Origin of the sequence: Agromyces salentinus, from assembly GCF_009749395.1 — a bacterium.
Lineage (GTDB): Bacteria > Actinomycetota > Actinomycetes > Actinomycetales > Microbacteriaceae > Agromyces > Agromyces salentinus.
In genome coordinates this window covers 229886-247078 of record NZ_WBIR01000006.1, presented here as the reverse complement: position 1 = coordinate 247078, position 17193 = coordinate 229886, and the positions used below count along the sequence as shown (strand labels likewise).

Below are 17193 nucleotides of genomic sequence, written 5' to 3'. Positions count from 1 at the left end.
GCGACCACGATCGCGGTCGCGAGCACGAGCCCGCCCACGAGGCCGACGACGGCGCGCGAGCGGTTCGCCGCGGTCATACGGACACCCAGCCGGCGGCGGCCGCGGTCGCGGCGCGCTCCTCGGCGGACGCCTCGACGGGCGCGGTCACGATGCCGGCGGCCAGGGTGTAGCCCGACTGCGGGTCGATCACGAGGAACGCGCCCGCCCGTCGGTGGGTCGCGTACTCCTCGATCGGCAGCTCGGTGGCGAGGCGCACGCGCACCTGGCCGATGTCGTTGACCTCGAGGGCGGCGGCGGGTTCGAGTGCCAGCGTGTCGAGGTCGCGACGGCCGACGATGTCGGAGACGAGGGCCTGCACGGTGCTCGTGCCCGACTTGACGAGCACGCGGGCGCCGGGCCTGAGCGGCTGCGCGCCGAGCCAGAAGACGGCGGCGTCGAGCTCGCGTCGGGGCTCGGGCAGTGCGCCCTCGGCCACGATGACGGCACCACGGGCGGCATCGAGCTGGTCCGCGAGCCGCAGCGACACCGAGCGGGGGGCGGATGCCTCGTCGACCGAGTCCGATCCCGCGTCGATGCCCGTCACGGTCGTCGTCGCGCCGCCCGGGAAGACCTGGACCCGGTCGCCGACCCGCACCGTGCCGGAGGAGATGCGCCCGGCGAACGCCCGGTAGTCGCGGAACGACTCGGCGTCGTCGACGTCGTGCGCGAGGGCGCCCTGCGGGCGGATGACCAGCTGCACCGGGAACCGCAGCGCCTCGAGCTCGGACTCGAGCTCGTCGAGCGAGGGCAGCGTCTCGAGCAGTTCGAGCAGGCTCGGGCCGTCGTACCAGGGCGTGTTCGCCGAGCGGTCGACGATGTTGTCGCCGGCGAGCGCCGACACCGGGATGACGTGGGTGTCGGCGAGGCCGAGTTCGCGCGCGAGCGCGGCGACATCCGCTGCCACCGTGTCGTAGGCCTGCTGCGAGTAGCCGAGCAGGTCGATCTTGTTGACGGCGATGATCACGTGCGGCACCCGGAGCAGCGCGACGACCGCGAGGTGGCGGCGCGTCTGCTCGAGCACCCCGTTGCGCGCGTCGACGAGCACCACGACCGCGTCGGCCGTGGTCGCGCCCGTGACCATGTTGCGCGTGTACTGCACGTGGCCGGGGCAGTCGGCGAGGATGAACGAGCGCCGCCCCGTCGAGAAGTAGCGGTACGCGACGTCGATCGTGATGCCCTGCTCGCGCTCGGCGCGCAGGCCGTCGGTGAGCAGCGCGAAGTCGATCGCGCCCGGCTCGCCGCCGAAGCCGCGCTCGGCCGAGGTGCGGGTCACGGCCTCGAGCTGGTCGGCGAGGATCGCCTTCGAGTCGTGCAGCAGGCGGCCGACGAGCGTCGACTTGCCGTCGTCGACCGAGCCGGCCGTGGCGAAGCGGAGCAGTGCGCCCATCAGAAGTACCCGTCCTTCTTGCGATCCTCCATGGCCGCCTCGGAGATGCGGTCGTCGGCCCGGGTCGCGCCGCGCTCGGTCAGCGTCGAGGTCGCGACCTCGCGCACCACGTCGGCGACGGATGCCGCGTCTGACTCGACCGCGCCCGTGCAGCTCATGTCGCCGACCGTGCGGTAGCGCACCGTGCGCACCTCGATCGCCTCGCCGGGCTTGGCGGGCGACACGTCGGAGATCGCGCGCCACATGCCGTCGCGGCGGTAGACCTCGCGCTCGTGCGCGTAGTAGAGCGGCGGCAGCTCGATGCCCTCGCGCTCGATGTAGCTCCACACGTCGAGCTCGGTCCAGTTCGAGATCGGGAACGCGCGCACGTGCTGGCCCACCGTGTGGCGGCCGTTGTAGAGGTCCCAGAGCTCGGGGCGCTGGTTGCGGGGGTCCCACTGGCCGAACTCGTCGCGCAGGCTCAGGATGCGCTCCTTGGCGCGCGCCTTGTCCTCGTCGCGGCGGGCGCCGCCGAACACGGCGTCATGCCTCCCCGCGGTGATCGCGTCGAGCAGCGGCTGGGTCTGCAGCGGGTTGCGGGTGCCGTCGGCGCGCTCCTGCAGGCGGCCGTCGTCGAGGTAGTCCTGCACGGATGCCACCTCGAGGCGGAGTCCGAGCCGTTCGACCGTGCGGTCTCGGAACTCGATGACCTCGGGGAAGTTGTGCCCGGTGTCCACGTGCAGCACGGGGAAGGGCACCCGCCCCGGCCAGAACGCCTTCGTCGCCAGGTGCAGCACGAGCACGGAGTCCTTGCCGCCCGAGAAGAGCAGCACGGGGCGCTCGAACTCGGCGACGACCTCGCGGATGATGTGGATGGCCTCGGCCTCGAGGGCGTCGAGCGTGTCGATGCCCGTCTCGACCGTGAGGGTTTCGGTGGCGCTCATACGTGCAACCCGCATTCCGTCTTGTCGAGGCCCGCCCAGCGGCCGGCCCTGGGGTCTTCGCCCTCGGCGACCTTGCGGGTGCAGGGCTCGCACCCGATCGACGGGTAGCCCTGGGTCAGCAGGTCGTTCACGGGCACGCCGAAGGCGCTCGAGTAGTCGATGAGGTCGTCGAAGCTCCACGCCGCGAGCGGGTTGACCTTGACGAGGCGGTTGCGCTCGTCGAACGTGACGAGCGGCGTGTTCGTGCGGGTGGGCGCCTCGTCGCGGCGCACGCCCGTGAACCAGAGCTCGTAGCCCGTGAGCGCCTCGTGCAGGGGCGCGACCTTGCGCATCGCGCAGCACTCGGCGGCGTCGCGCGCGAACAGGTCGAGCCCGTACTTCGCGTTCTGCTGGGCGACGGTGAGCTCGGGCAGCACGTCGACCACGCGCACGTCGAGCGCGGACGCGACCCGGTCGCGCGTCTCGTAGGTCTTGGCGAAGTGGTAGCCGGTGTCGAGGAAGAGCACGTCGACGCCGGGCAGCGACTGCGCGACGACGTGCGGGAGCACGGCGTCGGCCATCGAGCAGGCGACGGCCGCGGCATCCGCTGAGAAGTTGCGGGCGACCCAGGCGATGACCTCGTAGGCGGATGCCTCGTCGGCCGCCAGGCTGCGGAGTTCGGCGTCGCCCGCCTCGGCCAGGGCGCGCAGCTCGTCGTGGCTGCGCAGGGCGGTCGCGCGCGGGGCGAGGGAGACGCTCATCGGAGCACCTCCTCGTCGGCGCGGTGCGCCCATTCGGCGAAGGTCTCGTCGCTCACGGCATCGCGGTCGTCGAGGAACCGCTTGACGACCCGCTCGACGTACTCGGCGATGCCGTCGGCCTCGACCTTGAGTCCGCGCACGGTGCGGCCGAGGCCGGCCTCGTCGCGGTCGGCGCTCGCCAGGCCGCCGCCGAGGTGCACCTGGTAGCCCGGGACCTGCTCGCCGGCGTCGTTCATGACGAGCTGGCCCTTGAGGCCGATGTCGGCCGTCTGGATGCGCGCGCACGAGTTCGGGCAGCCGTTGACGTGCAGGCTGATCGGGTGCGGCAGGTCGAACCCGTCGAGCGTGCGCTCGAGGTCGAGCACGGCGGCCGTGGCGAACGCCTTGGTCTCGACGATCGCGAGCTTGCAGAACTCGATGCCCGTGCACGCGATGGTGCCGCGGCGGATGAGGCTCGGGCGGGCCGAGAGGCCGAGCTCGTCGAGGTCCGTGATGAGCGACTCGACCCGATCTTCGGGGATGTCGAGGATGACGAGCTTCTGGTGCGGCGTCGTGCGGAGGCGCGAGGACCCGTGCGCCTCGATGAGCTCGGCGAGCCGGGCGAGGGTCGGGCCCGAGACGCGGCCGACGATCGGCGTGACGCCCACGTAGAAGCGGCCGTCCTTCTGGCGGTGCACGCCGACGTGGTCGCCGTGGGCGAGCGGCTGGGGTGCCGGCGGGCCGTCGGGCAGCGGGGCTTCGAGGTACTCGGTCTCGAGCACCTGGCGGAACTTCTCGGTGCCCCAGTCGGCGAGCAGGAACTTGAGGCGCGCCTTGTTGCGGAGCCGCCGGTAGCCATAGTCGCGGAAGATCTGCGCGACCCCGTGCCAGGCGTCGGCCACGCGCTCGGGTGCGACGAAGACGCCGAGCCGCTCGGCGAGCCGCGGGGCGGTCGAGAGGCCGCCGCCGACCCAGAGGTCGTAGCCGATGCCGAGCTCGGGGTGCTCGACCGCGACGAAGGCGACGTCGTTGATCTCGTGCACGACGTCTTGGCTGGGGTGCCCGGTGATCGCGGTCTTGAACTTGCGCGGCAGGTTCGCGAGCGTCTCGTCGCCGATGAACCGACTCGTGATCTCGTCGATCTGCGCGGTCGGGTCGATGAGCTCGTCGGCGGCGATGCCCGCGACCGGGGAGCCGAGCACGACGCGCGGCACGTCGCCGCAGGCCTCGGTCGTGCCGAGGCCGACGGCCTCGAGGCGCCGCCAGATCTCGGGCACGTCCTCGACGCGGATCCAGTGCAGCTGCACGTTCTGGCGGTCGGTGAGGTCGGCCGTGTCGCGCCCGAAGTCGATCGAGATGTCGGCGATCACGCGAAGCTGCTCGGTCGTGAGCTGGCCGCCGTCGATGCGCACCCGCAGCATGAAGTACTCGTCCTCGAGCTCATGCGGCTCGAGGGTCGCGGTGCGGCCGCCGTCGATGCCCGGCTTGCGCTGCGTGTAGAGGCCCCAGACGCGGAAGCGCCCGTGCAGGTCGGTCGGGTCGATTGAGGCGAAGCCGCCCTTGGAGTACACGTCCTCGATGCGGCCGCGCACGCTCAGGCCGTTGTCGACCTGCTTCCACTCCTCGTTGCCGTTGAGCGGGGCGGTGCCGTCGACCTTCCACTGGCCGTTCGGACGGGTCGAGGGGCGCGGGCCGGCGACGCGGCGGGCGGGGCGCTCCGTGGCCGCGACCGGTGCGGTCGTGTCGGTCGTCGTCGGGGTCGTCACCGGCTCCTCCTTCCGTCGGCGGCGCAGGGTGCGCGAATCTGCCGTGCGTTCGAAGCTAGGCGAGCCGACCGGAGCGCGACAGGCGAGCGCGTCACGTCCGGTCACGCCGTGTCGCATTGCGTCACAGATGGCCCCGGGGGCTTGTGCCGCGGCGCTCCGAGTGCTCGTGCAGCCCGCGAGGGGGCGCGGTAGCGAATGCCCCGTCAGTCGCGGACGGCGGATGCCGCGTCGTAGCGGTCGAGCACGATGTCGACGAGTTCGGCGGGAGCCGGGGCATCCGGCACCAGGAGGGGCTCGGCCGTGACGTCGGCGCCGGCGGCCCGCGCGAGGTCGTCGAAGTACCCGGGCGCGAGCAGGTAGTTGGCGATGATCACGCGCGGTGCGGCGCCGTCGCCGTCGCCGTCGGACGTCGCGCCCGCCGCCGCGGCCCGTGCGGCGGCGACCGCGGCGGGCAGGGCGGGCTCGGCGGCGGAGAGGAAGCCCACCCCCACCTCACGGCCGGATGCCGCGGCCAGGCGTGCGGTCATGTCGTGGCAGTCGTCGACCGCGCGGCGGTCGCTCGACCCGGCGACGGCGAGCACGATCCGGTCGTCGTCGCGGAGGCCCGCCTCCCGGAGGCGGCGCAGGAGCACGGTGACGAGCCGGTCGTCGGGCCCGAGGGCGCCCCCGAGCACGACCGGTCGAGCCGTCTCGGCCTCGACCGCCTCGGTCAGGTCGACGTGCACGTGGTACCCCGCCGAGAGCAGCAGCGGCACGACGACCGCGGGCTCGCCGTCGTCGAGCGACGCGAGCGAGGCCGGCACGTCGGGCTGCTCGACGTCGACGTGCCCGAGTCGCAGCGAAGGCGGCGCGGTCTCGGGAACGGATGCCGCGGAGCCGGCCCTGCTCGAGGCGCGCTGCTCGAGCGCGGCACCCACCGCGTCGCTGAGCCCGCGGACCGCGGAACGACCCTCCGCCGAGCTCGTCCCGTGCGAGATGGCGACGAGTGCGGGAGGGCGTTCGGGCATGCGGCCATGCTCGCACATCTCGTGTTCCATCGATGAGACGCCGGCTCGCGGCATCCGCTCGACGGGGTCGGGTCGCGGCGCTCAGGCGGCCGAGCGCAGCCGTTCGACGATCTCGTCGACCGTGCGCGCGACCAGTCGCGGCATGTCGATGGCACCCGGGTCGAGAAGCCACTGCACCTGCAGGCCGTCCATGATCGCGATGAGGCCGGAGGCGGAGTCGCGCAGCTCCTGCTCGTCGGTGTTGCCGGAGACCTCGCCGAGGACCCCGGCGATCTTCGACCGGAGGCCCTCGGTGCGGCCCTGGAAGTAGTCGTGCGCGGGGTGGCCGTCGGTCACCGATTCGCCGGAGAGCACGGAGTACGCCTGCACTACGCCTCGACGGTGCGTGTTCTCCTCGACCGTGTCGATCAGGTGCTGCAGGAATGCCGGGCCCTCGACCTGTGCCCGCTCGGGGATGCCCGCGACCTCCTCACCGTCCCGGTACTTCAGCATCGCGACGAGCAGGCCCTCCTTGGACCCGAAGTGGTGCAGCACGCCCGCGTGCGTCATGCCGGCCTGCTCGGCGACCTCGACGAGCGCGCCCTTGTTGTAGCCGCGCGCGCCGAAGACGTTCATGGCGGCCTTCAGCACCGCCTCGCGACGCTCCGTCGTGCGGGCCTGCGGGCGTTGCACCCGCTCGGCCGCCGGCTTCGTCGCCTGCGTCGTATCCACCACGATGTTCCTTCCTTGGGCGACGCCGACCCGGGGCATCCGCTCAGTGCAGGATGCCGCGTACCGACTCGCATGTCGAGTCCAACACCGGTTCGCCGAGCGTTCTCGGGTCGACCTGGGCCCGTTATCGAACCGTGATGTCTTTAACTTACTTACTAGTCAGTAAGTGTGTCACGATATCCAACGTCACTCAACGACGAGCATATGGATGGAGTTCCGGCGTGACCACAATCTCGACCGCCCGCGGTGCACTCGACTCGAACGAGAAGCCCGCAGCCGACACCGTCGGCACGACCTCGGCGCTCGACGCAACGGCCGGAACCACCGCCACCGCGACGACGGCCCCCGCAGCGGATGTCACCGCCGAGGCCATCGCGCTCGCCGCATCCCTGCCGCTCGACGAGAAGGTCGCGCTGCTCACCGGCGCCGCCACGTGGACCCTGCGCGAGATCGCCGAGATCGGCATGCGCACCATGACCGTCTCCGACGGTCCCATCGGCGTCCGCGGCACCGGCGAGGACGGCCTCCCGTCGGCGCAGCTCCCCGCCCCCTCGGCGACCGCCGCCACGTGGGACGTCGACCTGCAGGAGCGACTCGGCACGCTCATGGCTGCCGAGGCCCGGCGCAAGGGGGTCGACGTCATCCTGGCGCCGGTCGTGAACCTGCAGCGCAGCCCGGTCGGCGGGCGGCACTTCGAGTGCCTCTCCGAGGACCCGCTGCTCACCGCCCGCCTCGCGGTGTCGTTCGTCGACGCCATCCAGGCGCAGGGCATCGCCGCGTGCGTGAAGCACTTCGTCGGCAACGAGACCGAGACCGATCGCACCAACTACCTCTCCCGCATCGACGAGCAGACGCTGCGCGAGGTCTACCTCGCGCCGTTCGAAGCTGTCGTCGACGCCGGCGTCTGGACGATCATGGCCGCCTACAACGGCCTCACCCGCGACGGCGTCGACGCGACCTCCACGGCGCACGAGCCATTGCTGTCCGGCATCCTCAAGGGCGAGTGGCAGTTCGACGGCATCGTGATCAGCGACTGGCTGGCCACCAAGACCGCCGTCGAGCCCGCCCTCGCCGGCCTCGACCTCGTCATGCCCGGCCCCGGCGGCCCTTGGGCCGAGGGCCTCCTCGCCGCCGTCGAGTCTGGACTCGTGCCCGAGCAGGTCATCGACGACAAGGTCGCCCGTATCGTGCGCCTCGCCGGCCGCGTCGGCGCCCTCAGCGGCATCGCCGGCGACACCCTCCCGTTCGACCCCACCGGCGCCACCGCCGACCCCGCCGGCGACGAGATCGTCGCCCTCCTGACCGATGCGGCCGCCCGCTCGACCGTCGTGCTCCGAAACGACGCCGACCTCCTCCCCGTCAGCGAAGAGCTGGGCGGCCGCATCACCCTCATCGGACACAACGCCGTCGAGCCGTTCACGCAGGGCGGGGGCAGCGCGTTCGTCACGCCGCCGCACGTGAGCGAACCGCTCGAAGCGCTCCGCGCCGCGTTCCCCGGCGCGACCGTCGACCTGCACCGCGGCGGCTCCACCAAGGTCGGAGCCCCGCTCGCGCCGGCCGAGGTGCTCTCGACGCCGGCCGGCGGGCCGGGCGTCCTCGTCGAGCACCTCGACGGCGACGGCGCCGTGATCGGCTCGCACATCGCCCTCGACGGCGAATCGCTCTGGTTCCCGATCGACGGCGACGTCGTGGCATCCGTTCGCATCACGACCGACCTGCACCTGAAGACGGCCGGCCGCCACCTCATCGACCTCGGGCCGGTCGGCGCGCACCGTGTCGTGGTCGACGGCGTCGAGCGCAGCACGTCCGACGCCGTGGTCGGCGCCGAGGTCATCCTCGACTCCAGTTACGCCAACCCCGAGCGCATCGAGACCTGGATCGAGACCGATGAGCCACGCACCGTGCGCATCGAGATCGACGCGCAGGTCGTCGACGGCGAGTCCTACGGGCACTTCGTCCGCGTGCACTTCCGCTACCTCGAGCCCGGCCTCAGCATCGAAGAGGAGATCGAGCTCGCGGTCGCAGCCGCGGCCGGGTCCGACCTCGCGGTCGTGATCGTCGGAACGAACCCCGAGACCGAGTCCGAGGGGTGGGACCGCCCGACCCTGGCCCTGCCCGGTCGGCAGAACGAGCTCGTGCGTCGCGTCGCCGCCGTTAACCCGCGCACGGTCGTCGTCGTCAACGCCGGCGCCCCCGTCATCCTCCCGTGGCTCGACGAGGTTGCCGCCGTGCTCTGGTGGTGGCTGCCCGGCCAGGAGGCCGGAGCCTCGCTCGCCGCCGTGCTCACGGGCGCGATCGAACCGAGCGGGCGCCTGCCCTGGACCCTCCCCGCTCGCGAAGAGGACGTCCCGGTGCCGAACGGCACCCCCGTCGACGGCCTCATCGACTACACCGAGGGCCGCGACGTCGGCCACCGCGGCTGGGATCGCCGCGGTCTCGTGCCCGCCCGCGAGTTCGGGTACGGACTCGGGTACACCGAATGGGCCTACCGCGGGATCGAACTCGTCGCCGCGGCATCCGACGAGGCACCCGACGCCCTCGTCATCGCCCGCGTGACCATCGAGAACGCCGGCGCGCGCGACGGCCGCGAGGTCGTGCAGGTGTACCTCTCCACCGACGACGTCGAACGCCCGGTGCGCTGGCTCGCCGGATTCGCCGTCGCCGACGTCACCGTCGGCGCCACCTCGACCATCGACATCCCGCTCGCCCGCAGGTCCTTCGAGACCTGGTCGACGGATGCCGCGGCCTGGACCCTTCCCGCCGGCATGTACCGCGTGCAGGCCGGCCGGTCCTCCAGAGATCTCCGCCTCGAGGCCGCCCACGCGGTCGGGGGCTGAGCACCACAAACGCACCACCAACGCACGAACCCACACATCCAATGCAAGGAGGCATGAAAATGCGAAAGAGCATCCTCGCCACGGGGGCCATTCTGGTCGCCGCAGGCCTGGCTTTCACGGGGTGCAGCGCAGACACCGGCGGAGACGGCGGTGGAACGAGCACGAAGGTGCTCACCGTCGGCATGCCGAACGGTCCGCAGCAGCCGAACCAGAACCCACTCGCCACCGGATCGGCATCGCTGTCGCTCGGGTACGCTTTCGTCGTCTACGAGTCGCTCATGCAGAACAACGAGATCGACCCGACCGAGGCCCCCACGCCGTGGCTCGCCGAGTCGGTCGAGTGGAACCCCGAGTACACGCAGGCCACCATCACGCCCCGCGAGGGCGTGAAGTGGTCCGACGGCGAGGACTTCACGGCCGAAGACATCGCCTTCTCGATCCAGCTCCGCAAGGACAATCCCGAGCTGAACATCGACTTCCCCGACCAGTACGGCGACATCACCGTCGAGGACGGCAAGGTCGTCGTGAACTTCACGACTGGCCAGTACGTCAACGAGGTCAAGCTCTACAGGCTCCTCATCGTCCCCAAGCACATCTGGGAGGGCGAGGACGCCGTCACGTTCAGCGACGACGAGATGGTCGGGACCGGCCCGTTCACGCTCAAGACGTTCAGCCCGCAGGCCGTCACGCTCACCCCGAACGAGACCTACTGGGGCGGCAAGTCGAAGGTTGGCGAGCTCCGCTACGACGCCTACAACGACAACGCCGGGCTGACGACCGCGCTCACCACGGGTGAGGCGCAGTGGGGCTGGACCTTCATCCCCGACTACGAGTCCACGTACATCGCGAAGAACCCCGAGCACTTCAACCAGGTCGCCGGCGGCGGGTTCGGCGTCGACGTGCTGTACCTGAACAACGAGACGAAGCCGTTCGACAACGTCGCGTTCCGTCAGGCGCTCAACATGGTCATCGACCACGCCGACATCACCGCCACCGCCGGCTACGGCGTCTGGCCCGAGATCACGAGCGTCACCGGCCTGCCGCAGCCGTCGGGCGACGCCTTCATCTCGGCGGAGTACGAGGGCCAGGAGCTCGAGGTCGACGTCGACGGCGCCAAGAAGGTGCTGACGGACGCGGGCTACACCTACGACGGCGACAAGCTCGTCGACCCCGACGGGGAGCCGGTCTCCTTCGCTCTGACCAACCCGAGCGGCTGGACCGACTACCTCGATGCGCTCGGCATCATCGCCGAGGGCGCCGCCTCACTCGGCGCCGAGGCCACGGTCGACGCGATCGTGCAGGACACCTGGTTCAACGACACCATCCCGTTCGGCAACTTCCAGGCGTCGCTGCACTGGACCGACGCCGGATCGACGCCGTGGAACCTGTACTCGAACATCATGGACGGCGCCTCCTACGTGCCGCTCGGCGAGACCGCCAACTGGAACTTCGGCCGCTACAACAACGACGAGGTCACCGAGGCGCTCGCGACGTACAAGTCGGCGACCGAGGACAGCGACCGCCAGGCCGCACTCGACGTCGTGCAGAAGCACTACGTCGAGGACGTCCCGGGCATCGTGATCTGGTCGCGTCCCGCCGTGGCGCAGTACTCCACGCAGAACTACACCGGGTTCCCGACGAGCGAGGACCCCTACGCGAACCCGCAGCCGACGGGTCCGCAGGCCGCGCTCATCCTGTCCAAGCTCACCCCGAGCGAGTGACCCCGCCCGGGGTCCGGCCCGGTTCATCCGGAACATCCCGCAGGATGTGACGATGAGGTGCGGCGGATGCCACGTGCATCCGCCGCACCCACACTCAACGTAGAGCTCCGACCAAGAGGTGACCCCGAATGTCCTCCTCCTCCTCCTCCGAGGCGCCGAATCCATCGGTCCCAACCGACGCATCAGCAGCTGCATCCGCCCCTGACGCACCCGACGCGTCCACCCCAACCGACGGCGCAGTCGTACTCCAGGCGATCGGCCTGCAGAAGCACTTCAAGCTCCGCGGCGTCGGCTCGCGGGACGTCGTGCACGCCGTCGATGGCGTGGACTTCGAACTCCGGCGCGGCCGCGTGCTCGCCCTGGTCGGCGAGTCCGGCTCGGGCAAGTCCACGATCGCCCGCCTGCTCGCGCAGCTCATGCCCACCACGGGCGGACGTCTCCTCCTGCACGGCGAGGATGCCACGGCCAAAGGCCGACGCGCCTTCCGCCGCTACGTCGGCCGCGTGCAGATGATCTTCCAGGACCCGTTCGGGTCGCTGAACCCGGTGAAGACGGTGCGCTACATGCTCACCCGCAGCATCCGCATCCATCGCGGGCGCCTCCGCGGCATCGAGCTGGAGGGGGCCCTCGTCGAACTGCTCGAGCGCGTGCAGTTGAAGCCGGCCGAGCGCTACATCGACAAGTATCCCCACGAACTGTCGGGCGGCCAGCGCCAGCGCGTCGCCATTGCGCGCGCCCTCGCGGCCGACCCCGAAGTGCTCCTCGCCGACGAGCCGATCTCGATGCTCGACGTCTCCATCCGCCTCGGCATCCTGAACCTGTTGCAGGACCTGCGCGATCGCCTGCACATCGCGATCCTCTACATCACGCACGACATCGCCTCGGCGCGCTACTTCGCCGACCGCACGATGGTCATGTATGCGGGCCGCATCGTCGAGTCCGGCGACTCCGAGTCGGTCACGCAGGACCCGAAGCATCCGTATACCCAGCTGCTCGTGCGGTCGGCGCCCGACCCCGACGACCTCGAGGCCCGCGCCCGCGGCGCACGCGGCGAGGCGCCGAGCCTCGTGAAGCCCCCGAGCGGATGCCGCTTCAACCCGCGTTGCCCGTTCGCGACCGAGCTCTGCCGCACCGAGGTCCCGCCGCTCCTGTCGGTCGGCGAAGGTCGCGAAGCAGCCTGCTGGGGCTATTCCGACCGGGCCGACAAGCCCCTGCTCAGCGACATCACGGAGGCCCTGGCATGAGGTTCTTCCTTCGCCGACTCGGCTTCTACGTGATCACGTTCTGGGCGGCCGTGACGATCAACTTCTTCATCCCGCGCATCATGCCGGGCGACCCGGTGCGCGCGCTCATCGCGAAGAACCAGGGCCGGATCTCCACCGACGCCGAGGCGGCGCTCCGCACGCTGTTCGGCCTCGAGAAGGAGACCACGCTCTGGCAGCAGTACCTCGACTACTGGGGCCTGATCCTGCGCGGCGACCTCGGCACCTCCTTCGCCTACTTCCCGACGCCGGTCGCCGACGTCATCGCCGGCGCGATCCCGTGGACGATCGGCCTGGTGGGCATCGCGACGATCATCAGCTTCACGATCGGAACGGTCATCGGCTCGGGCATCGGCTGGCGCCGCGGCACCTGGGCGGACTCGCTGCTGCCGATCTCGACGTTCTTCTCCGCCGTGCCGTACTTCTGGCTCGCGCTCATCGCGATCACGATCTTCTCGGTCACGCTCGGCTGGTTCCCCGCGAGCGGCAGCTACGACCGCTCGCTCGTGCCGACGTTCTCCTGGGAGTTCATCGGCTCGGTCATCTACTACGGCACGCTGCCGGCCCTCACGATCGTGATCTCCTCGATCTCGGGCTGGATCCTCGGCATGCGCAACATGATGGTCACCGTCTCCTCCGAGGACTACGTGACCGTGGCGCAAGCCAAGGGCGTCTCGGAGCGCACCGTGCTGTTCGGCTACGCCGCCCGAAACGCGATCCTGCCGCAGGTGTCGAGCTTCGCGCTCTCGCTCGGCTTCATCGTCGGCGGCACGCTCATCATGGAGATCGTGTTCTCGTACCAGGGCATCGGGTACTACCTCTTCACGGCGGTCGCCGCGAAGGACTACCCGCTCATGCAGGGCATCTTCCTCGTGATCACGGTGGCGGTACTGTTCGCCAACATCGTGGCCGACTTCGTCTACGGGGTGCTCGATCCGCGCACCCGTCAGGAGGGTTGAGATGACGATCGACATCAACATCGTCGAGGAGGGCGAGGAGCTCGCCAAGCCGTCGCAGGCGCCCATGACCGGCGCGGTCTCCGCGGCGCCGGGACGGCGACGCGGCAAGCGGCCCAAGCTGCTCTTCCTCCGCAACTCCAAGGCCGTCGCCGGACTGGTGATCCTCGCCTTCTTCTTCCTCATCGCGATCATCGGCCCGTGGATCGCGCCGTACGACCCGAGCGCGCGCAGCGAGGACGTGCTGCAGCCGCCCTCGTGGGAGCACTGGTTTGGCACGACCCACCTCGGGCAGGACGTCTTCTCGCAGATCCTCGTCGGCACCCGCGGCGTCATCGTCGTCGGCTTCGTCGCCGGCATCCTCGCGACCGCCATCGGCGTCGTGATCGGCGTCACGGCGGGGTACGTCGGCGGTCTCGGCGACGAGAGCCTCTCGGTGCTCGCCAACGTGTTCCTCGTGATCCCGCAGTTGCCGCTGATCATCATCATCGCCGGCCAGCTGCCGTCGGTCGGCGGTGTCACGGTGGCCGTGGTCATCGCCATCACGGGCTGGGCCTGGGGAGCGCGCGTGCTGCGCGCGCAGACGCTGTCGTTGCGGCGCCGCGACTTCGTCGAGGCCGCCCGCTCCAACGGCGAGAGCACCTGGCGCATCATCACGGCGGAGATCCTGCCGAACCTGACCGCGATCATCGCGTCAGGGTTCGTGGGCACGGTCGCCTTCGCCGTCCTCTCCCTCATCACGCTGTCGTTCATCGGCATCGGCGACACGGGCGAGTGGAACTGGGGCACGGTGCTCTACCAGGCGCAGTCCCAGCTCGCCCTGCAGCGCGGGGCCTGGTGGTGGTTCGTCCCGGCGGGCCTCTGCATCGCCCTGCTCGGCATGTCCCTCACGCTCATCAACTTCGGCATCGACGAGTTCGTCAACCCGCGCTTGCGTTCGACCGCACAGAACGCCAGGTCACTGCGCAAGCGCGGCATCCGCCCCCGTATCGGCTTCACCCCCGTGGTGCGCGAAGCCAAGGAGGACCGCGCATGACCCTCACCGACCCCCTCGACGGTGCGGGCGCCACGTCGCTCGCCTCGCCCGGCCATCTCCAGCGGCTCACGCCCTCGGCGGACCCGGTGCTCGAGATCAGGAACCTCTCGGTCGACTACGGCTACGACGACGACCCGGTGCACGTGCTGCGTCAGGTCTCGCTCACGCTCGGCCGGGGCGAGGTCCTCGGACTCGCGGGCGAGTCCGGATGCGGCAAGTCGACGCTCGCCTACGCGGCAACGCGCCTGCTGCCACCGCCCGGACTCATCACGGGCGGGGAGGTGCTGTTCACCGACCGATCGGGCGTGAAGACCGACCTGCTGCGCCTGAACGAGACACAGTTGCGCGCCTCGCGCTGGCAGGACATGGCGATCGTGTTCCAGGGCGCCATGAACTCGCTGAACCCGGTGTACCGCATCGGCCGGCAGATCGCCGACGGCATCCGCGCGCACGAGCCGAAGACGACGCAGAAGGAGGCGCTCGAGCGCGCCGCCGAGATGCTCGACCTCGTCGGCATCGCACCCGACCGGCTGCGCTCGTACCCCCACGAGCTCTCGGGGGGCATGCGCCAGCGCGTGATGATCGCGATGGCGCTCGCCCTCGACCCGCAGGTGCTCATCATGGATGAGCCCACCACCGCGCTCGACGTCGTCATGCAGCGCCAGATCGTCGAGCAGATCGCCGAGCTCCGTGATCGCCTCGGCTTCTCGGTCATCTTCATCACGCACGACGTGTCGCTGCTCATCGAGATCGCCGACCGCATCGCGATCATGTATGCGGGCGAGATCGTCGAGGATGCCGCCGCGCTCGACGTCTACCACCGGCCGCGGCATCCGTACTCCTCCGCGCTCCTGCACTCGTTCCCCCCGCTGCGCGGGCCGCGCCGCGAGCTCATCGGCATCCCGGGCTCTCCGCCCGACCTCTCGAAGCTGGGCGGCGGATGCCCCTTCCGCGACCGGTGCGAGTTCGCGTTCGACGCCTGCTCGAAGGTCAACCCCGAACTCGTCTACCCGAACGTGCCCGGCGACGATCCGCGTCGCTCGGTCGCGTGCCTGCGCCACGATCCGGCCGCCGTGCGCGCCGTCGGCGAGGAGCCGCTGCCCGTCCCCGCGGAGCTGTCCCAGACCTGACCGCCGATCGGCTCAGGCCCGGGGCGCCTTCACGAACAACATGAGGACGAAGCCGACGGCGAGCACGAGCACGATCCCGAGGATGCCGAAGTACGGCGCCCCGCCGATCGTCACGAACAGCGCGAACGCCGTGGGGGCGAGGAAGCTCACCGCGCGCCCGGTCGTCGCGTAGAGGCCGAACACCTCGCCCTCGCGACCCGCCGGGATGAGCCGCGCGAGGAACGTGCGACTCGCCGACTGCGCCGGGCCCACGAACAGGCAGAGCGCGAGGCCCGCCGTCCAGAACACGATCTGCCCGCCGTCGTGCAGGAGGAAGACGAGCATGCCGCTGATGATGAGCCCGATGAGCGCGGTCATGATCACGGGCTTGGCGCCGAGCCGGTCGTCCAGCGTGCCGACCGCGATGGTCGAGATGCCGGCGACGACGTTCGCGGCGATGGCGAAGATGATGACCTCGCCGGGCGAGAATCCGAAGACGGATGCCGCGAGCACGCCGCCGAACGTGAAGACGCCGGCCAGGCCGTCGCGGAACACCGCGCTCGAGAGCAGGAACCAGACCGTGTTGCGCTGTTCTCTCCAGAGCCGCTTGATGTCGCGACCGAGCCGGGCGTACGAGGCGAAGAACCCGACCTTGCCGCGGTCGACGGCGGCGGGGCTGCGGTACTCGGGCACCGCGAACAGCACGGGGAGCGCGAACAGCCCGAACCACAGTGCCGAGACGAGCACGGTCACGCGAATGTCGAGCCCATTCTCGGAGGTGACCCCGAACAGGCCGACCTCGGGCTGGATGAAGCCGAAGTACACGACCAGCAGCAGCACGATGCCGCCGATGTAGCCCATGCCCCATCCGAAGCCCGAGACCTTGCCGATCGACCGCGGGGTGGAGACCTGCACGAGCATGGCGTTGTAGTTCACGCCGGCGAACTCGAAGAAGACGTTGCCCGCGGCGACGAGGAAGAGCCCCAGCAGCAGGTGCTCGGGCTCCGGCAGCACGAAGAACATCGCGAGGGTGATCGCGACGACGATGTACGTGTTCACGGCCAGCCAGAACTTGCGGCGCCCGCTCGTGTCCGAGCGCTGGCCCGTGATCGGCGCGAGCACCGCGATGAACAGGCCCGCGATGGCGAGCGCCCAGCCGAGCTGCGCCTCGACGGTGCCGGTCGGCCCGAACGACTCGCTCGTGAGGTAGACCGTGAAGACGAACGTGGTGACGACCGCATTGAAGGCGGCGGAACCCCAGTCCCACAGGCCCCAGGCGAGGATGCGGCCCTTGCGCGCGCCAGCCTCGGTCACGGCCTCGACCTGCTCGGTCGGCACGCCGATCGTGGCCGCGGCTCCGTCGGGCGGCGTCAGGTGCGACGGCGGGAAGTTGCGGGGCGCGTCGGTCGGGTCGGTCATGCCAGCAGTCTCATTCGCTCGGGTGAACGGCCGGTGACGGATGCCGCGAGCAGCCGCCGCCCGCCGGTGCCGCGCTGCCGCGCGGTCGATCGTCGGTGATCTGCAGGAACACTACTCTTTCGACGCTCCCGGTACCGCTGGCGGCGCGGGTGTGACACGCTGGGATGTCAGCAGTCCGAGGGGGGATGATGGCGGCACTCAGTCGGCGACGGTCACGGTTCGCATCCGCGCTGGTCGCGGCGAGCGTCGCGGCACTCGCGCTGCTGGTCGCCGCCCGGCCCCGCGATCGCCGATCCGGCCG

At 70.7% G+C, this 17193-nt stretch carries 13 protein-coding genes; 6 read left to right on the top strand and 7 right to left on the bottom strand.

Annotated elements, in window-relative coordinates; genetic code table 11:
• Positions 1 to 73: 73 nt before the first annotated feature.
• From GQQ95_RS08290 to GQQ95_RS08265, 6 genes are all read right to left on the bottom strand, one after another.
• Complete coding sequence (locus GQQ95_RS08290) at positions 74 to 1426, bottom strand: sulfate adenylyltransferase subunit 1 (RefSeq protein ID WP_157427183.1); 1353 nt, start codon at positions 1424 to 1426, stop codon at positions 74 to 76.
• Complete coding sequence (gene cysD / locus GQQ95_RS08285; protein WP_157427182.1) at positions 1426 to 2349, bottom strand: sulfate adenylyltransferase subunit CysD; 924 nt, start codon at positions 2347 to 2349, stop codon at positions 1426 to 1428. The genes GQQ95_RS08290 and cysD overlap by 1 nt, the downstream gene beginning before the upstream one ends.
• A complete protein-coding gene (locus tag GQQ95_RS08280; protein WP_157427181.1) occupies positions 2346 to 3089 on the bottom strand; it encodes a phosphoadenylyl-sulfate reductase in 744 nt (247 codons plus the stop codon). The genes cysD and GQQ95_RS08280 overlap by 4 nt, the downstream gene beginning before the upstream one ends.
• Positions 3086 to 4834 (bottom strand): nitrite/sulfite reductase, encoded by a 1749-nt coding sequence (locus GQQ95_RS08275; protein WP_170297015.1) that lies wholly within the window; start codon positions 4832 to 4834, stop codon positions 3086 to 3088. The genes GQQ95_RS08280 and GQQ95_RS08275 overlap by 4 nt, the downstream gene beginning before the upstream one ends.
• A gap of 203 nt (positions 4835 to 5037) precedes the next feature.
• Positions 5038 to 5841, bottom strand: a complete 804-nt coding sequence (locus GQQ95_RS08270; protein WP_157427179.1) for a sirohydrochlorin chelatase — start codon at positions 5839 to 5841, stop codon at positions 5038 to 5040.
• An 81-nt stretch (positions 5842 to 5922) separates the two neighbouring features.
• Positions 5923 to 6552: a TetR/AcrR family transcriptional regulator gene (locus GQQ95_RS08265; RefSeq protein ID WP_170297014.1), complete on the bottom strand. Its 630-nt coding sequence runs from the start codon at positions 6550 to 6552 to the stop codon at positions 5923 to 5925.
• 221 nt (positions 6553 to 6773) lie between these two features.
• On the opposite strand from GQQ95_RS08265, the gene GQQ95_RS08260 reads away from it, so the two are divergent.
• The 6 genes from GQQ95_RS08260 to GQQ95_RS08235 all read left to right on the top strand — a co-directional run bounded on the left by GQQ95_RS08260 (position 6774) and on the right by GQQ95_RS08235 (position 15494).
• Positions 6774 to 9389 (top strand): beta-glucosidase, encoded by a 2616-nt coding sequence (locus GQQ95_RS08260; RefSeq protein WP_246205294.1) that lies wholly within the window; start codon positions 6774 to 6776, stop codon positions 9387 to 9389.
• A gap of 59 nt (positions 9390 to 9448) precedes the next feature.
• Positions 9449 to 11110 carry an ABC transporter substrate-binding protein gene (locus GQQ95_RS08255; protein WP_246205291.1) on the top strand — a complete coding sequence of 554 codons (1662 nt, stop codon included), beginning with the start codon at positions 9449 to 9451 and terminating at the stop codon, positions 11108 to 11110.
• Positions 11111 to 11238: 128 nt separating this feature from the next.
• Positions 11239 to 12354, top strand: coding sequence for an ABC transporter ATP-binding protein (locus GQQ95_RS08250; RefSeq protein WP_157427175.1), 1116 nt, complete (start codon positions 11239 to 11241; stop codon positions 12352 to 12354).
• The gene (locus GQQ95_RS08245) at positions 12351 to 13331 is read left to right on the top strand and encodes an ABC transporter permease (protein WP_157427174.1); all 981 of its coding nucleotides are present in this window, start codon (positions 12351 to 12353) and stop codon (positions 13329 to 13331) included. Before GQQ95_RS08250 ends, GQQ95_RS08245 begins: the two co-directional genes overlap by 4 nt.
• 1 nt (position 13332) lies before the next feature.
• Positions 13333 to 14364 (top strand): ABC transporter permease, encoded by a 1032-nt coding sequence (locus GQQ95_RS08240; protein ID WP_157427173.1) that lies wholly within the window; start codon positions 13333 to 13335, stop codon positions 14362 to 14364.
• Entirely contained in the window at positions 14361 to 15494 is a 1134-nt protein-coding gene (locus GQQ95_RS08235) for an ABC transporter ATP-binding protein (RefSeq protein ID WP_157427172.1), read from the top strand. Before GQQ95_RS08240 ends, GQQ95_RS08235 begins: the two co-directional genes overlap by 4 nt.
• 12 nt (positions 15495 to 15506) lie before the next feature.
• Here the strand turns inward: GQQ95_RS08235 and GQQ95_RS08230 are convergent, their stop codons facing one another.
• Complete coding sequence (locus GQQ95_RS08230; RefSeq protein WP_157427171.1) at positions 15507 to 16892, bottom strand: MFS transporter; 1386 nt, start codon at positions 16890 to 16892, stop codon at positions 15507 to 15509.
• Between the last annotated feature and the right edge of the window lie 301 nt (positions 16893 to 17193).